This window comes from Ornithinimicrobium sp. F0845, from assembly GCF_023015765.1.
GTDB lineage: Bacteria > Actinomycetota > Actinomycetes > Actinomycetales > Dermatophilaceae > Ornithinicoccus.
Genome location: NZ_JALKAL010000005.1, coordinates 184,353 through 200,652 on the forward strand (window position 1 = coordinate 184,353; position 16,300 = coordinate 200,652).

Consider the following 16,300-nt stretch of genomic DNA (forward strand, 5'->3'; position numbering starts at 1 on the left):
TCGGCTGTCGCTCACAGAGGAGAATTGTCTTGGCCACCGTCTCTGCCCACGTCGCCGCCACGCTCACCCGGCACATCAGCCAGGTCTTCGGGGTAATGGGCAACGGCAACGCCCACTTCCTCAACGAGCTGGAGCGGACCACCGACGCCGTCTACACCGCGGTGCGGCACGAGGCTGGCGCGGTGGTGGCCGCCGACGCCTGTTATCGCGCCGGGGGCGGGCTGGCCGCGGCGACCACGACCTACGGTGCGGGCTTCACCAACACCCTCACCTCGCTCGCGGAGGCCGCCCAGGCGCGCGTGCCGCTGATCCTGGTCACCGGCGAGGCGCCGCGGTGGGGTCGCCGGCCCTGGGACGTCGACCAGCTCGCGCTGGCCAGCGGCGTGGGGGTGCGCACCTTCACCGTGGGCCGCACCGACTCGGCCGCCACCACGATGCTCGCCATCGAGCACGCGCTGTCCTATTCGCTGCCGGCGGTCCTGGCCATCCCCTATGACGTCGCCGGCCTGGACGTCGGGGACATCCCGCAGCCGCCGGACCCGATGGTGCCGCCGCCCGTGCCGCCCACCGGCGACCTGGCGGCCGGGAAGGTGGCGCAGATCGCCCGCGCCCTCGCCGAGGCCGAGCGGCCGGTGCTGCTCGCCGGCCGCGGCGCGTGGCTGGCCGGGGCCGCCGAGGACCTGGGGGCGCTCGCCGCCGCCACCGGTGCGGTCACCGCGAGCACCGCGCTGGCCCGCGGGATCTTCCCCGAGCAGGAGTATGACGTGGGCGTCGCCGGCGGCTTCGGTGCCGACGGTGCGATGGAGCTGGTGCACCAGGCGGACGTCGCAGTCGTCTTCGGTGCGTCGCTCAACCAGTTCACGATGCGCTTCGGTGAGCTGTTCTCGCCGAGCGCCCGGGTGATCCAGATCGACCTGTCCAACGTGGCGACCCATCCGCAGGTCGGGGACTACCTGCACGCCGACGCCGCGCTCGCTGCCCGGGCGATCCTTCAGGAGCTGACGGCCCTCGGGGCGGAGAGCAGCGGGTGGCGCGAGAGCGTGGACATCGCCGCGCTGCGTGAGTATGACGTGGGCACGGGCCAGGCCTCCGACGGCCGGCTGGACCCTCGCTCGACCGCGCGGCGGATCGCCGAGCTGCTGCCCGAGGACCGGGTCGTGGTCTCCGACGGTGGCCACTTCATCGCGTGGGCCAACATGTACTGGCCCGTCGCCGCACCGGACCGGATGCTGATGATCGGCACCGCCTACCAGGCCATCGGGCAGGGTTTCCCCTCCGTGGCCGGGGCGGCCCGCGCCAAGCCGGACTCGACGGTCGTGCTGACCACCGGCGACGGCGGAGGACTGATGGCGCTCGCGGACCTGGAGACCGCGGTGCGCGTCGCCGGGGGTCGCGGGCTGGCGGTCGTGTGGAACGACCGCGCCTACGGCGCCGAGATCCACCTCTACGGCCGCAAGGGCTTTGCCCGTGAGCCGATGCTGATCGACGAGGTGGACTTCGCCGGCCTCGCCCGGGCGGTGGGCGCCGAGGGCGTCGTCGTGCGCACCCTGGACGACCTCGCGGCCCTCGCGGTATGGACGCAGCGCCCGGTCGCTGATCGGCCCTTCCTCCTCCTGGACCTGCGGATCAGCGGCGAGGTGATGGCGCCCTACCAGCGCGAGGTCATCCGCGTCAACGCGTAGGGCCGCCAGGAGCCTCGGCCCGCACCCGACCACCTCGTGGGGAGCCTGCGGGTCGGCCACGACGCTGCGTGCACGCAGCGGCTTACCGAATCTCCCCAAGAATGGGTCGGGGGCGTCCAAAACCTCCCCAAGATTGCGTCAGAGGAGGTGCTGCGCGAAGAAGTCGGCCAGCTCACGGGTGGCGCTGAGCGGCAGGACGTGCGCGACGTACTGGTCGGGGCGGACCACGACGACCGCTCCCTCGCGGGAGATCGACCGCTCCTCGAAGATGTCCGAGCCGTTGCCGGCGCCATAGACCTTCTCCCAGTCCATCAGCCCGAACGGGCCGGTGCGCGGCACGAAGACCGGGTCGACCGTGGTCAGGTCGATGTCCTCGAAGCCCTGCTGGTAGATCACCTTGACGTCGAGGACGGCGTCGATGTCCCCGTCCTTCGGGGTGTGGCGCACCAGCGGCGAGTCGGGGGCCTGGGACAGCCAGCCAGCCCAGTCCGCCAGGGCCGAGCTCTCGCCCGGGGCGGGGGAGTCGGCGAAGGCGTAGATCCGCCACCGGCCGTCCGCACGCGCGTGGTGGCCGAGGTGCTGGACGTTGCCGTCGCACGCCCTCACCACCTCGGCGGACTTGAATCGCTTGCCGATCGGGAAGCCCTCGGCGAGCGCCTGGTGCTCGGCGGTGCCGGTGATCATCGAGGGGCCGTACTGGGTCATGAAGCCCGAGGGGAACTCGGCGGTGCCCAGGTAGTAGTTGGCCAGCTCCTGAGGATCATCGATCTCCTCGGGCCTGCGCGCCATCAGCGTGGACCACTCGCGGTCGAAGTCGATGAGCTGCTGGGCCACCGGCTGCCGCTCGGCCGAGTAGGTCGCCATGAGCGACTCCGGGCTGCGCCCGCTCAGCACCTGGCCCAGCTTCCAGGCGAGGTTGAAGCCGTCCTGCATGGAGACGTTCATGCCCTGCCCGGCCTTGGCGCTGTGCGTGTGACAGGCGTCGCCGGTCAGGAAGACCCGGGGGCTGCCCTCCCCGTCGAGCGGGATGTCGTCGAACTTGTCGGTGACGCGGTGGCCCACCTCGTAGACGCTGTGCCAGGCCACCTCCTTCACATCGATCGAGTAGGGATGCAGGATCTCGTTGGCCCTGGCGATCACCGTCTCGAGCGGGGTCTGACGGACCTTGTGGTCGTCGTCCTCGGCCACCGCCCCGAGGTCGATGTACATCCGGGAGAGGTAGCCGCCCTCGCGCGGGATGTGCAGGATGTTGCCGTGCGTGGAGTTGATCGCGCACTTGATGCGCCAGTCGGGGAAGTCGGTGTTGACCAGGACGTCCATGACGCCCCAGGCGTGTGCCGAGATGCCGCCGATGTGCTTGCGACCGATGGCCTCCCGCACGGCGCTGCGCGCGCCGTCGCAGCCCGCGACATACTTCGCGCGCACGGTGCGCTCCTCACCGGCCCGCTCGCCGGCAGTATGCCGAAGGGTTACCTCCACCGGGTAGTCACCCTCGCCGACGGTCAGGTGGACGAACTCGATGCCGTAGTCGGGCACGATCCGGCCGGGTCCGTTGTGGGCGGCCTCGGCGAAGTAGTCCAGCACCCGCGCCTGGTTGACGATCAGGTGCGGGAACTCGCAGATCTGGAAGGCGTAGTCCTCGGTGCGCGAGGTGCGGATGATGTTCTCCGGGTGCTCCGGGTCGGGGCCCCAGAAGTTCATCCAGCCGATGTTGTAGGCCTCGGCGATGATCCGCTCGGCGAACCCGAAGGCCTGGAAGGTCTCGACGCTGCGCGGCTGGATGCCGTCCGCCTGGCCGAGCCGGAGCCGCCCGTCCCGTCGCTCGATGATGCGGGTGGTCACGTCCGGGAACTGGGACAGCTGGGCAGCCATGAGCATCCCGGCGGGTCCGGAGCCCACGATGAGCACATCCATCTCGTCGGGGAGCTCGGTCGGCCGGTCGATGCCGGTCCCGGCGGCGGGCAGCACCCGGGGGTCCCGGGAGACGTAACCGTGGTGGTGGAACTGCATGGTGCTCGGATCCCTTCCTCGGACGACGGTGTCGAGGTCTCAGCCCGATCGTAGGCGGTGCCCCGGGGTCCTGGTCAGACGAGGAGGCTCGAGGAGGAGGACTACCGTGGACCGGGCTGATCCTGTTGCAGCGACTCGGCAGATCATATACGATTTTGCATCTGCTGACCGAACAGCCGGCGTCGTCGACGCGCTGGCAGGAGTCGCGCACCGCCCTGAGCAAGGAGGCCCATGGACGCCCAGCACGACCCCCGTTTCGCCGGCCTGCCGGACCGGCCCGGCAAGATCGTCGCCGTCCACGTGAGCTACGCGTCGCGCGCTGACCAGCGCGGACGCCGCCCGGGAGCCCCGTCATACTTCTTCAAGCCGTCGAGCTCGGTGGCGGCCACCGGCTCGGAGATCGTGCGCCCGCAGGGGACCGAGCTGCTGGCCTTCGAGGGCGAGGTCGCCCTGGTGATCGGGGAGCCGGCGCGGTGGATCAGCGCCGAGCGGGCCTGGCAGCACGTGGCCTGGGTGACCGCCGCCAACGACTTCGGTCTCTATGACCTGCGGGCCAACGACAAGGGGTCCAACGTCCGCTCCAAGGGCGGCGACGGCTACACCCCGATCGGCCCGGCCCTGATCGACGCGCGGGCGATAGACCCGGCCGCGCTGCGCCTGCGGACCTGGGTCAACGGCGAGCCGGTCCAGGACGACAGCACCGGGGGACTGATCTTCCCGCTCGCCCAGTTCGTGGCCGACCTGTCCCAGCACTTCACGCTCGAGACCGGCGACGTCGTCCTCACCGGCACGCCCGCCGGCTCGACCGTCGTGCAGCCCGGCGACCTCGTCGAGGTCGAGGTCGACGCACCCGCCTCGGGCCTGACCTCGGGCCGGCTGCAGACCCGCGTCGTCCAGTCCGAGGGTCCGTCCTTCGACGAGTCGGTCGGCTCGCTGCCCGCGGTGGACGACGCGCAGCGGGTCGCCGCCTGGGGCTCGGAAGAGGCTGCCGGTCTGGTTCCCGCTGCCGGTGGGGACGCCGAGGCCGTGGCCGGCGACGGCGCGCCAGCGGGAGACACCACCACCGCCGGCCTGACGTCCGAGCTGCGCGCCAAGCTAGAGCGGTGCCCGGTGGCCGGGCTCGCCCAGCGGCTGCGTGGCATGGGTCTGAACAACGTCTCGATCGATGGGGTCCGCCCCCTACCGGGGGCCGGCAAGATCGTCGGCACGGCCAAGACCCTGCGCTTCGTGGCCAACCGGGAGGACCTCTTCCGGAGCCACGGGGGCGGCTACAACGCCCAGAAGCGCGCCTTCGACGCCGTCGGTGAGGGCGAGGTCATCGTCATCGAGGCTCGCGGCGACTCGACGGCCGGCACCCTGGGGGACGTCCTGGCGCTCCGGGCGAGGGCCAGGGGCGCCGCCGGCGTGATCACCGACGGCGCGGTCCGCGACCACGACGCCGTGGCCGCGGCCGGTGTCCCCGTGTACAGCTCCGGGGCCCACCCCGCCGTCCTCGGCCGCCGCCACGTCCCCTGGGACCACGACATCACCATCGTCTGCGGCGGCGCCACCGTGCAGCCCGGCGACATCATCGTCGCCGACGCCGACGGCGCGCTGGTCATCCCACCAGCGGTCGCCGAGGAGGCCGTCGACGCCGCGCTGGCCAAGGAGGACGAGGACGCCTGGGTCGCCGAGCGGGTCAGCGAGGGCGAGCCCATCGAGGGACTCTTCCCGATGAACTCGGCCTGGCGGGAGCGCTACGAGGCCGAGCGCGACGGCACGGCCGGTCAGGGCGGTGCGGCGCCCCAGCACGGAGCGCCCGGGTGACGCCGAAGACCACCGCCGCCGCGCTGAGCAAGTCCCAGCGCGCCCACGCCTGGATCCGGGACCGCATCCAGGCGCGCGACTACGCCCCGGGGCACCGTCTCGTGCTGTCGACGATCGCCGAGCAGCTCGACATGTCGGTCGTCCCGGTCCGGGAGGCCATCCGGCAGCTCGAGGCCGAGGGGCTGGTCACCTTCGAGCGCAACGTCGGCGCCCGGGTGTTCATGGTGGACGTCGCGCAGTACGGCGACACCATGCAGACCCTCGCCCTCCTCGAGGCGGCCGCCACCGCGCTGTCCGCGCCGCACCTGACCGAGGCCGACCTGCGGGAGGCCCGCCGGGTCAACGGCAGGATGCGGGACCAGCTCGACCGACTGGTGCCGCACGAGTTCACCGCACTCAACCACCAGCTCCACGCCACCCTGGCCAGGCGCTGTCCCAACGAGCGGCTGATGGAGCTCGTCGAGGGCGAGTGGGCCCGGCTGGACAACCTGCGCGACTCGACCTTCACCCTCGTGCCGGAGCGGGCCGTCAACTCGGTCGCCGAGCACGACCAGCTGATCCACCTCGTCGAGACCGCCGCCGACCCGGCGCAGATCCAGTCCGCCGCGCTGCACCACCGCGCCAACACTCTGCACGCCTACCTCACCCGCAATGAGCCCGACCTCGAGGCCGAGCTGATCCCCGGGCTCACCCCCGGCACGACCCCTGACCTGACGCCCGAGGACACCGCGTCCTGACGACCCACCCTGGAGGACCCATGACCGACGCCACAGCCCAGGCGACCGGACACCGGCTGCCGGCCGAGCTGCCCGACCGCATCCAGCACTACATCGACGGCGCGTTCGTCGACTCGGTCGACGGCGACACCTTCGACGTGCTGGACCCGGTCACCAACCAGGCCTACCTGCAGGCGGCCTCCGGCAAGAAGGCGGACATCGACGCGGCCGTCGCCGCAGCGCGCCGGGCGTTCACGCAGGGGCCGTGGCCGCGGATGCTGCCCCGCGAGCGCTCGCGGGTGCTGCACCGGATCGCGGACCTCGTGGAGTCCCGCGACAGGCGGCTCGCCGAGCTCGAGTCCTTCGACTCCGGTCTGCCGATCTCCCAGGCGCTGGGCCAGGCCCGCCGTGCGGCCGAGAACTTCCGGTTCTTCGCCGACCTGATCGTGGCCCAGGCCGACGACACCTACAAGGTGCCCGGGCGGCAGATCAACTACGTCAACCGCAAGCCGATCGGTGTCGCGGGCCTCATCACCCCGTGGAACACCCCGTTCATGCTCGAGTCCTGGAAGCTCGGCCCGGCCCTGGCCACCGGCAACACCGTGGTCCTGAAGCCGGCCGAGTTCACCCCGCTGTCGGCCTCCCTCTGGGCGGGCATCTTCGAGGAGGCCGGCCTCCCGCAGGGCGTGTTCAACCTGGTCAACGGCTTCGGCGAGGAGGCGGGCGACGCCCTCGTGAAGCACCCGGACGTCCCCCTGATCTCCTTCACGGGGGAGTCGAGCACCGGAGCACTCATCTTCGGCAACGCCGCCCCCTACCTCAAGGGCCTGTCGATGGAGCTGGGCGGCAAGAGCCCGGCCGTCGTCTTCGCCGACGCCGACCTGGACGCCGCGGTGGACGCCACGATCTTCGGGGTCTTCTCCCTCAACGGCGAGCGGTGCACGGCCGGCTCCCGCATCCTGGTGCAGCGCGAGATCTATGACGAGTTCGTCGACAAGTATGCCGAGCAGGCCAAGCGGGTGCGGGTCGGCTACCCCCACGAGGAGACCACCGAGGTCGGCTCACTGGTCCACCCGGAGCACTACGACAAGGTGATGAGCTACGTCGAGCTCGGCAAGACCGAGGGCCGGCTGGTGGCCGGCGGCGGCCGGGCGGAGGGCTTCGACACCGGCAACTTCGTGGCCCCCACGGTGTTCGCCGACGTGAGCCCGGACGCCCGCATCTTCCAGGAGGAGATCTTCGGCCCGGTCGTGGCGATCACCCCGTTCGACACCGACGAGGAGGCGCTGGCCCTGGCCAACAACACCAAGTACGGGCTGGCCGCCTACATCTGGACCAGCGACCTGAAGCGGGCCCACAACTTCTCCCAGGCCGTCGAGGCCGGGATGGTGTGGCTCAACTCCAACAACGTCCGCGACCTGCGCACCCCCTTCGGCGGCGTCAAGGCCTCCGGGCTGGGTCACGAGGGCGGCTACCGTTCCATCGACTTCTACACCGACCAGCAGGCGGTGCACATCACGCTCGGCGAGGTCCACAACCCGACCTTCGGCAAGCAGGACTGACCCACTGACGCGCCCCACGGCATACTCCACCACCCGTGCCCGACAGACCAGCAAGGATGCCGAGATGACAAGCCCGACCCACCACCCCGCCAGCAGCGACCGCCCCGCCAACGCCATCCCGACGCCGCAGGCGCCGCCGCCGGACATCCTGCGCTGCGCGTACATGGAGATCGTCGTGACCGACCTGGCGGCGTCGCGGGCCTTCTACCACGACGTCCTGGGCCTGGTGATCACCGAGGAGGACGAGGACGCGATCTACCTGCGGTCCTTCGAGGAGTTCATCCACCACAACCTGGTGCTGCGCAAGGGCCCGGTCGCTGCCGTGGCGGCCTTCTCCTACCGGGTGCGCAGCCCCGAGGACCTCGACCGGGCGGTGGCCTTCTTCGAGGAGCTGGGCTGCCGGGTGGAGCGGCGGGCCGAGGGCTTCACCAAGGGCATCGGTGACTCGGTGCGGGTCGAGGACCCGCTCGGGTTCCCCTACGAGTTCTTCTACGACGTCGAGCACGTCGAGCGGCTCGCCTGGCGCTACGACCTCTACACCCCCGGGGCCCTCGTGCGGCTGGACCACTTCAACCAGGTCACGCCGGACGTCCCGAAGGCCGTCGCCTACGTCGAGGACCTCGGCTTCCGGGTCACCGAGGACATCCGCGACAGCGAGGGCACGGTCTACGCCGCGTGGATGCGGCGCAAGCCCACGGTGCACGACACCGCGATGACCGGGGGCGACGGCCCGCGCATGCACCACGTCGCGTTCGCCACCCACGAGAAGCACAACATCCTCTCGATCTGCGACAAGCTCGGGGCGCTGCGCCTGTCCAACCACATCGAGCGCGGGCCCGGTCGGCACGGCGTGTCCAACGCGTTCTACCTCTACCTGCGCGACCCGGACGGCCACCGCGTGGAGATCTACACCCAGGACTACTACACCGGCGACCCGGACAACCCGGTGGTGACCTGGGACGTGCACGACAACCAACGTCGCGACTGGTGGGGCAACCCGGTGGTGCCCTCCTGGTACACCGAGGCCTCGCTCGTGCTCGACCTGGACGGCAACCCCCAACCGCTGGTCGCGCGCACGGACGACTCCGAGATGGCGGTCACGATCGGCGCCGACGGCTTCTCCTACACCCGCGAGGGTCAGGAGGGCGAGGATGAGGACATGCCCAGCTGGAAGCAGGGCGAGTACAAGCTCGGCCACCAGCTGTAGCCCCCGTTTGTTGAGGAAGGAGCACGATGCTGCCCGCTGAGGACATCCAGGCCATCGCGGACGAGCTGGCCCAGGCCGAGGAGGAGCGGCGGATGGTGCCGCGGCTGACCACCCGCTATCCGGAGATGACGGTCGAGGACTCGTATGCCGTGCAGGCCGAGTGGCGGCGTCGCGGCGAGGCCGCGGGTCGTCGTCTCGTCGGTCGCAAGATCGGCCTGACCAGCAAGGTCATGCAGGCTGCCACCGGCATCACCGAGCCGGACTACGGTGCCATCTTCGACGACATGGTGTTCGAGAACGGGTCGGTCATCGAGTTCGACCGGTTCGCCAACGTGCGGATCGAGGTCGAGCTGGCCTTCGTGCTCTCCGACGACCTCGAGGGCGAGGACGTCACCGTCTTCGACGTGCTCCGCGCCACGGAGTATGTCGTGCCCGCCCTGGAGATCCTCACCTCCCGGATCGAGATGGAGGGTCGCACGATCGTCGACACGATCAGCGACAACGCCGCGATGGGTGCCATGGTCTACGGCGGCAACGCGGTCCGGCCGCAGGACATCGACATGAGGTGGGTCTCGGCGCTGCTCTACCGCAACGAGACGATCGAGGACTCCGGCGTCGCCGCCGCGGTGCTCAACAACCCGGCCCTGTCCGTCGCGTGGCTCGCCGGCAAGCTCGCCTCGCACGGCGACAGGCTGAGCAAGGGCGACATCATCCTGGCCGGCTCGTTCACCAAGCCCATGTGGGTGCACCGAGGCGACACGGTGCTGGCCGACTACCGGGAGCTGGGGACGGTGACATGCCGGTTCGTCTGACGCTCGGCCAGGCGCTGGCCGAGGCCGAGCGGCCGCTGGCCGGGATGTGGGTGTGCTCGGGCTCGCCGCTCGTCGCGGAGATCTGCGCGGGCGCCGGCCTGGACTGGCTGCTGATCGACATGGAGCACGGGCCGAACGGTCTGGAGTCGGTGCTCACCCAGCTGCAGGTCGCGGCCGCCTACCCGGTGATGCCGGTCGTGCGGGTCCCGGTCAACGACCCCGTCGTCCTCAAGCAGGTGCTCGACCTTGGCGCGCAGACGGTCCTCGTCCCGATGGTCTCCTCGGCCGAGGAGGCCCGGGCGGCGGTCGAGGCTGTGCGCTACCCGCCGCGCGGGAAGCGCGGGGTCGGGTCGGCGCTGGCCCGGTCGGCGCGCTGGAACCGGATCGAGGGCTACCTCACGCAGGCCGACGACCACGTCTCGCTCATCGTGCAGATCGAGACGGCGGCCGGGGTCGAGGCGGCCAGCGAGATCGCGGCGGTCGACGGGGTCGACGGTGTCTTCGTCGGACCGTCGGACCTGGCGGCCTCGATGGGCGTCATCGGCCAGCAGTCCCACCCGGACGTCGTCGCGGCGGTGCGCCGCACCTTCGAGGCGGTGCGCGCCGCCGGGAAGCCGGTCGGGGTCAACGCCTTCGACCCGAAGGTGGCCCAGGGCTACGTCGAGGCCGGCGTGCAGTTCATCCTCGTCGGCGCCGACGTCGCCATGCTGGCGCGCGGGTCCGAGGCGCTGGCCGCCCGGTGGGTCCCGGACGCCGACGAGACTCGCCGGGCGTCCTACTGACGCGGCCCGGCACCGGGCTCGCCGCACCGCAGCGGTCAGCCCGTCGGCCTGACCGGTCGGTCACTTGGGTGGCAGCGTCCTGGCGTAGCTCAGGCCGCGCCCCACGATCTCGCGCAGCTGCTCCTCGGTGGCCACCCCCTCCCGGTCGACGTGCAGCCAGCCGGTCATCACCCGCTCACCCATCACCTGTGGTCGGATGTGGTCCCCGACCGGGTCCTCCCGGTCGGGGTCACGCCGGAACATGAGCGCGCCGTCGCCGCCCGCCGCGACGGCCATGTTGCCGTCCACCAGGAACGCCAGACCACCGAACATCTTCTTCTCGGTGACTCCCGGCTCGCCCTCGAGCACGTGACGGATCCGCTCGGCCAGCCCCTCGTCATACGTCATGAGGGGAGTATGCCGAGCGGCACCGACAGTGGGTCCGTCCCGTGCGCGATGCACATGCATGTGTATGCTCAGGATATGTCGGTAATGGAGAAGAGACTGCAGTTGCTGCTCGACGCACAGCGCTACGAGCTGGTGTCTGCCGAGGCCGCGCGGTCCGGCAGGAGCGTCGCCTCGGTGATTCGCGAGGCGATCGACGTCCGTTTCGAACGGGCTGAGGCGCAGGCGCGACGGTCGGCGGCGCTCGGCGAGTTTCTGGCACTGGGCCCCGATGAGGATGGGCCGGAAGAGGATGTCGTGGCCGAGCTCCATCGCGAGTTCGAGGACCACCTCAGTCGCAAGGGGGGCCGGTGACCCAGGTCTTCGTCGACACCTCCGTCCTGCTCCTGGCCCAGGGAAGCCCGCACCCGCTGCGAGAAAGCTGCCGGAGATTCTTGGGCAGGTGTCAGGAGCGAGGTGCGGCGATACACGTCAGCGTCGAGGCGCTGCAGGAGTTCACCTTTCACCGACTGCGTGCCAGGCCTCGGGATCAGGTCGTGGCCGAGGCCAGAGTTCTTCGGAGCAGTTTCGTGGTGCACCCGTTCGACGCCCGGGTCCTGGACCAGATGCTCACCCTGATGGAGGGGTCAAGCCTGCGCAGCAGGGACGCGGTTCACGCAGCCACCGCGACCCTGGCTGGCTTCGACCTCGTCGTGACGGCTGATCGTGACTTCGCGGGTGTCCCGGGGCTGGCGGCGGTTGGCCCGGAGGAGTGGGGCACCTGACGTCCGGAAGGAGACCGTCTGCGAAACCACCGCGAAGTGCGTGGGGGACCTGCAAAACCACTACGAAAATGCGGGGGACGGGACCTCGATCTTGTTGAGGAGGCGGCGGCGCAGGTCGTTGGAGCGCTCGCTGAAGGCGCGCTGGGCCGCGGCGTACTCGGCGCGGCCCTCCGGCGTCTCGATCCGGATCGGCTCGTAGCCGAGTTCGGTCAGGTCGTAGGGCGCAGCGCGCATGTCGAGCTCGCGGATCTCCAGGGCCAGCCGGAAGGCGTCGAGCGTCAGGTCGCTCGGCACCAGCGGCGTCAGCTTGAAGCACCACTTGTAGACGTCCATGCCGGCGTGCAGGCAGCCCGGCTGTTCCATCGCCACCTGGCCCTCGCGCGTGGGTGCGAGCCGGTTGAGCGGTGCCGCCTCCCGGGTGAAGAAGCGGTAGGCATCGAAGTGGGAGCAGGTGATCGTCGCCTGCTCGACGACCTGGTCGGTGCCGTCCGGGCCCAGCCGCAGCGGCCACCCGCCGTGCCGGATCTGCTCGTCGGAGGCCCGATAGACCATCGCCCACTCATGCAGCCCGAAGCAGCCGAACCGACCTGGCCGCGAGAGCGTCGCGGTCAGAAGACCCCGCACGAAGTCGATCGCCGACCCCCGCCGCTCGACGAACGCCGCCACATCCACCCGGGCCAGCCCGTCGGCATACTCGTAGAAGGACCAGTCGGCGCGCTCGGCCGCGCCCTCCAACGCCACCCCGCCGCCCGGGTGCCAGCGGCGCAGCTGGGCTGGGCGGAAGTTGTAGTACTCGAACAGGAAGTCCTCGACCGGGTGCCTGCGGCCGTCTGCCCGACGCTCCAGCCGCCCGGCGGTCAGCGCGTCGACCGCCGCTGCGTGGACGTCGGCGCGCTCGCGCCAGACGGGCTCAGGAAGGATCTGCACGGTGTCCCAGGGTATGCCGTGCGCTCCGTCGGTCGGAAAGGCGCCACCGGTGCGGACGGCAGGTGGTGGACGTCAGGTGAAGGCGCTCAGGCCGGTCACGGCCCGTCCCACCAGCAACGACTGGACGGTCCGGCTGCCCTCGTAGGTGTAGACCGCCTCGAGGTCGGCGAAGTGCCGTCCGACGTGGTGGTCGAGGAGGATCCCGTTGCCGCCGAGCATGTCCCGGGCGATCGCGACCACCTCGCGGGCGCCCTCGGTGCAGTGCAGCTTGGCCATCGCGGCGTGCTCGATGGTGCAGGCCCCGCGCTCCTGCAGCTGCGACATCCGCGTGCACATCAGCTGCATCGAGGTGATCAGGGTGACCATGCGGGCCAGCCCGTCCTGGATCAACTGGTTCCTGGCCAGCGGGCGACCGAACTGCTCGCGCCGCAGGGTGTAGGTCAGGGCGCCCTCGTAGGCCGCGACGGCGTGGCCGACCGCCTCCCACGCGACGGTCTGGCGCGAGCGCATCAGGACGCGGTTGGTGTCGGAGAAGGTCCGCGCCTCCACAAGGCGGTTGTCGGTCGGCACCCGCACACCGTCGAGGCGGATGTGCGCCTGCCACACACCGCGGTTGCTCATCTTGCCGGTGATGACCTGCGCGTCCCAGCCGTCGGTCTCCTGAGGTGCCTCCACCACGAAGCCCCCGACGTCCCCCTCCTCGTCGCGCGCCCAGACGACCGCCAGGTCGCAGACCGAGCCGTTGCCGATCCAGCGCTTGGCACCGTCGAGCACCCAGTGGTCCCCGTCCCGGCGGGCGGTCGTCTCCAGGCTCACCACGTCCGAGCCGTGGGTGGGCTCGGTGAGGGCGACCGCCCCGAGCAGCTCGACGCGCGCCATCCCGGGCAGCCAGCGCTCGCGCTGCTCGTCCGAGCCCAGCTCGTGCACGGAGGTCATGGCCAGCCCGGAGTGCACCGCGTTGAGCGTGGCGACCGACCCGTCGCCGCGGGCCAGCTCGAGGCACATCATGCCCTCGGCCAGCGGGCTCACACCCGCGCAACCGAAGCCCTGGATCGCGGCCCCGGCGACCTGCGTGTCGGCATACCCGGGCAGCAGGTCCCGCGGGAACTCGGCCGCCTCCCAGAACTCGGGCGCGCGTGGCACCACCTGCTGCTCGCACCACGTCCGCACCCCGTCGCGCAGCTCGCGCTCGGTGTCGGTCAGGAGCTCGTCGAGGCCGAAGAAGTCGGTGCCCAGCGCGCGACCGAGATCGCTGCCGTCGGGGACCGCGCGGGCGGACTCGGGCATCGGGGTGATGGGCTGCTCGCTCATGATCCTGAGCGTATGCCGTGGTGCGGCTGATACTCCTGTCCCCGCGGGCAGGCGCGAGCAGGGTGCTGCTTCAGGCGAAGGCTGCCCGGTAGTGCTCGGAGAGGGCGGGGTAGTAGTCGTCCCAGACGACTGTCGCCGGGTCAACCCCGGACTCGGCCGCGACGAGGCGGTCCAGGTAGTAGTCCCAGCCAGGGCCGACGCCAGCGGCCATGGTCGCGTCCGGGACGTCCTGGGAGAACAGCCGGGTGGTCACGCCGGCGTCCTCGGAGAGATCGATCCGGAACTTCCAGGTCTGCTGCTCGGTGTCGTCGGTCAGCACGGTGGAGGTCAGCCGCAAGAGCCGGGGGGCCTCACACACGTCGATGACCATGCGCTCGGCGGTGGCGTCCTCCTCGAAGCTCATCAGGAACTGCACCTCCCCGTCCGCGGGGTCTCCGGTCCACGTGCCGATCCAGCGGGCGAGCCGGTCCGACTCGGTCACCGCCGCCCACACGTCCTCGATCGGTGCGCGGAACGTGCGGGTGAACTCGACGAAGGTGCGTCCGTCGTGGTCGGCCCTGGTGCCGGTGGGGCTGGGGGTCGTGGGGGTCGTGGTCATCCTGTCTCCTGGGTGTGCCTGTGTGATGGTGACGTCTGTGCGCGGTCCCGACCGGTGCGGCGGACCTCGAGGTCGAGGGCGTCGAGCACGTGCTCCGGGACGCGTGGTCCCGCCACGACGGTGACCTGGTCGAGCCAGGCGCGGACGGGGTGGAGCCCCTCAGCCACCAGCCGGTAGTGGCGCTCGCGCCCCACGTCCTCGGCGGCCACGAGTCCTGCCTCGCCGAGCACCCGCAGGTGCCGACTGATCGCGGGGCGGCTGATGTCGTGCTCGGCCGTGAGGTCCACGACGCGGGCCGGCCCGCGGGCCAGCCGCTGCAGCAGCGCGCGCCGCACCGGGTCAGCGAGGGCGCCGAAAGGTTCCACCGTCTATTAGTAACAAAGTAGTTACCAATGTGTCAAGGATGCTGGGGTGGTGGTGTCATCCCCCGCCACCGGTGCCGTGCCGAGCCGGTCTCGCGTGTGGGTAGAAACCTGGATTGCCGCACATTCTTATTCCAGTTTTCTAAAGAAGCTGGATTATGATGGGGCCATGTTCCAGGTTCCACCGTTCGGACGCGTCGATGAGCACTGGCTAGCCGAGGCAGACGGCCGCACGGGGCGTGCCAGGCTTGCCGACGCCTCGGGCCCCTTCCAATCGAGTGTGCCACCGCTCATCGCCGCCTGGGCACCGATGGTGCCGGCAGGCCTGGCTGCCGAGTCGGAGGAGGCGGCCGCCGCCCTGAGTGCGTTCGACAGCCATGCGCGGGCGGTGCTGGGCGGGGCGAGTCCCACGCTTGGGCCGATGAGTTCTATCCTGCTGCGGACGGAGTCGACCTCGTCGTCACAGATCGAGAACCTCACGGTGGGGGCTCGCCAACTCGCGCTCGCAGAACTCGGCCAGGCCAACTCCGAGAACGCGCGCACGGTGGTGGCCAACGTCCACGCGATGGAATCGGCACTTGAGCTTGCGGACCGACTCGACACCGAAGCGGTGCTGACGATGCACCGGACCCTGCTCTCGGGGCAGCCTGGCTGGGCAGTGCATGCGGGGAGGTGGCGGGAACAGCTTGTGTGGGTCGGTGCCAGTTCGGTCAGCCCGCGCGGAGCGGCGCACGTCGCGCCACAGGCGTCCTTGGTCCCAGAGGCCATGGAGGACCTCATGGCCTTCGTCCGCAGAAACGATCTGCCGGTCGTCGTGCAGACCGCCGTGGCGCACGCCCACTTTGAGAACATCCACCCCTTCGCGGACGGCAATGGCCGGACCGGCCGGGCGCTCGTCCAGGCCATGCTGCGCGGCAAGGGTCTCACGGTGAGCACGACGGCGCCGGTCTCCGCTGGATTGCTGGTGGACACCCCGCGTTACTTCGGTGCACTCACGGCCTACCGGGAAGGAGATGCACGCCCGGTCGTCGAGGAGTTCTGTGCTGCGGTCCGCTTCGCATCATCTCGAGGCTCGCAACTGATCGATGACCTCGCGGGTGAGCTGGAGCGCTCTCGCGCCCAACTGGCAGGCCTCCGACGCCAGGCCTCGGCCTGGCGGGTGCTGCCGCACCTGCTCTCCCACCCGGTCATCAACGGGCGCTTCCTCACCACCCAACTCGGCCTCGGTTCGCAGACCGCGCAGAACGCACTGGACCAGCTGGCCGGCGCCGGTGTGCTGGTGGAGCGCACGGGCCAACGGCGCAACCGGGTGTGGCAGCACTCCGGTGTGCTCGCTGTCCTGGATGAGTTCGCGGACGGCCTCATCCGTCGGTAGCC

Annotated in this window: 16 protein-coding genes; 10 read left to right on the forward strand and 6 right to left on the reverse strand. The window is 70.7% G+C overall.

Translation table 11 applies throughout. The features are described 5' to 3' along the window. Positions 1–29 precede the first annotated feature (29 nt). A complete protein-coding gene (locus MWU75_RS09730; RefSeq protein ID WP_247090026.1) occupies positions 30–1,682 on the forward strand; it encodes a thiamine pyrophosphate-binding protein in 1,653 nt (550 codons plus the stop codon). 138 nt (positions 1,683–1,820) lie between these two features. On the opposite strand, the gene MWU75_RS09735 is transcribed toward MWU75_RS09730, so the two are convergent. Then, positions 1,821–3,692, reverse strand: coding sequence for an FAD-binding monooxygenase (locus MWU75_RS09735; protein WP_247090027.1), 1,872 nt, complete (start codon positions 3,690–3,692; stop codon positions 1,821–1,823). 231 nt (positions 3,693–3,923) lie between these two features. Between MWU75_RS09735 and MWU75_RS09740 the strand changes: the two genes are divergently transcribed. From MWU75_RS09740 to MWU75_RS09765, 6 genes are all read left to right on the forward strand, one after another. After that, positions 3,924–5,498 carry a fumarylacetoacetate hydrolase family protein gene (locus tag MWU75_RS09740; protein ID WP_247090028.1) on the forward strand — a complete coding sequence of 525 codons (1,575 nt, stop codon included), beginning with the start codon at positions 3,924–3,926 and terminating at the stop codon, positions 5,496–5,498. Further along, the gene (locus tag MWU75_RS09745) at positions 5,495–6,235 is read left to right on the forward strand and encodes a GntR family transcriptional regulator (protein WP_247090030.1); all 741 of its coding nucleotides are present in this window, start codon (positions 5,495–5,497) and stop codon (positions 6,233–6,235) included. The genes MWU75_RS09740 and MWU75_RS09745 overlap by 4 nt, the downstream gene beginning before the upstream one ends. 20 nt (positions 6,236–6,255) lie before the next feature. Continuing rightward, positions 6,256–7,776, forward strand: a complete 1,521-nt coding sequence (hpaE, locus tag MWU75_RS09750) for a 5-carboxymethyl-2-hydroxymuconate semialdehyde dehydrogenase (RefSeq protein ID WP_247090031.1) — start codon at positions 6,256–6,258, stop codon at positions 7,774–7,776. Between the two features lie 64 nt (positions 7,777–7,840). After that, on the forward strand, positions 7,841–8,983 hold the full coding sequence (gene hpaD, locus MWU75_RS09755; RefSeq protein WP_247090033.1) for a 3,4-dihydroxyphenylacetate 2,3-dioxygenase: 1,143 nt from the start codon (positions 7,841–7,843) through the stop codon (positions 8,981–8,983). A 26-nt stretch (positions 8,984–9,009) separates the two neighbouring features. After that, positions 9,010–9,795, forward strand: coding sequence for a 2-oxo-hept-4-ene-1,7-dioate hydratase (gene hpaH / locus MWU75_RS09760; protein ID WP_247090035.1), 786 nt, complete (start codon positions 9,010–9,012; stop codon positions 9,793–9,795). Continuing rightward, positions 9,780–10,577, forward strand: a complete 798-nt coding sequence (locus MWU75_RS09765; RefSeq protein WP_247090037.1) for an aldolase/citrate lyase family protein — start codon at positions 9,780–9,782, stop codon at positions 10,575–10,577. The genes hpaH and MWU75_RS09765 overlap by 16 nt, the downstream gene beginning before the upstream one ends. 60 nt (positions 10,578–10,637) lie before the next feature. Here the strand turns inward: MWU75_RS09765 and MWU75_RS09770 are convergent, their stop codons facing one another. Continuing rightward, the gene (locus MWU75_RS09770) at positions 10,638–10,964 is read right to left on the reverse strand and encodes a TfoX/Sxy family protein (RefSeq protein ID WP_247090039.1); all 327 of its coding nucleotides are present in this window, start codon (positions 10,962–10,964) and stop codon (positions 10,638–10,640) included. Positions 10,965–10,973: 9 nt separating this feature from the next. Between MWU75_RS09770 and MWU75_RS09775 the strand changes: the two genes are divergently transcribed. Together MWU75_RS09775 and MWU75_RS09780 are read left to right on the forward strand one after the other, a co-directional pair. After that, positions 10,974–11,315 carry a hypothetical protein gene (locus MWU75_RS09775; RefSeq protein ID WP_247090041.1) on the forward strand — a complete coding sequence of 114 codons (342 nt, stop codon included), beginning with the start codon at positions 10,974–10,976 and terminating at the stop codon, positions 11,313–11,315. After that, positions 11,312–11,725: a type II toxin-antitoxin system VapC family toxin gene (locus MWU75_RS09780; RefSeq protein WP_247090043.1), complete on the forward strand. Its 414-nt coding sequence runs from the start codon at positions 11,312–11,314 to the stop codon at positions 11,723–11,725. Before MWU75_RS09775 ends, MWU75_RS09780 begins: the two co-directional genes overlap by 4 nt. A 60-nt stretch (positions 11,726–11,785) precedes the next feature. Here MWU75_RS09780 and MWU75_RS09785 read toward each other — a convergent pair whose 3' ends face one another. The 4 genes from MWU75_RS09785 to MWU75_RS09800 form a co-directional block, all read right to left on the reverse strand. Continuing rightward, a complete protein-coding gene (locus MWU75_RS09785) occupies positions 11,786–12,652 on the reverse strand; it encodes a 3-methyladenine DNA glycosylase (RefSeq protein ID WP_247090045.1) in 867 nt (288 codons plus the stop codon). A gap of 72 nt (positions 12,653–12,724) precedes the next feature. Then, positions 12,725–13,963 carry an acyl-CoA dehydrogenase family protein gene (locus MWU75_RS09790; RefSeq protein WP_247090047.1) on the reverse strand — a complete coding sequence of 413 codons (1,239 nt, stop codon included), beginning with the start codon at positions 13,961–13,963 and terminating at the stop codon, positions 12,725–12,727. A gap of 70 nt (positions 13,964–14,033) precedes the next feature. Further along, the gene (locus MWU75_RS09795; RefSeq protein ID WP_247090049.1) at positions 14,034–14,561 is read right to left on the reverse strand and encodes an SRPBCC family protein; all 528 of its coding nucleotides are present in this window, start codon (positions 14,559–14,561) and stop codon (positions 14,034–14,036) included. After that, entirely contained in the window at positions 14,558–14,926 is a 369-nt protein-coding gene (locus tag MWU75_RS09800; protein ID WP_247090051.1) for a metalloregulator ArsR/SmtB family transcription factor, read from the reverse strand. Before MWU75_RS09800 ends, MWU75_RS09795 begins: the two co-directional genes overlap by 4 nt. Positions 14,927–14,972: 46 nt before the next feature. Here MWU75_RS09800 and MWU75_RS09805 point away from each other — a divergent pair, with 46 nt between their 5' ends. Then, complete coding sequence (locus MWU75_RS09805; RefSeq protein WP_247090053.1) at positions 14,973–16,298, forward strand: Fic family protein; 1,326 nt, start codon at positions 14,973–14,975, stop codon at positions 16,296–16,298. Positions 16,299–16,300 lie beyond the last annotated feature (2 nt).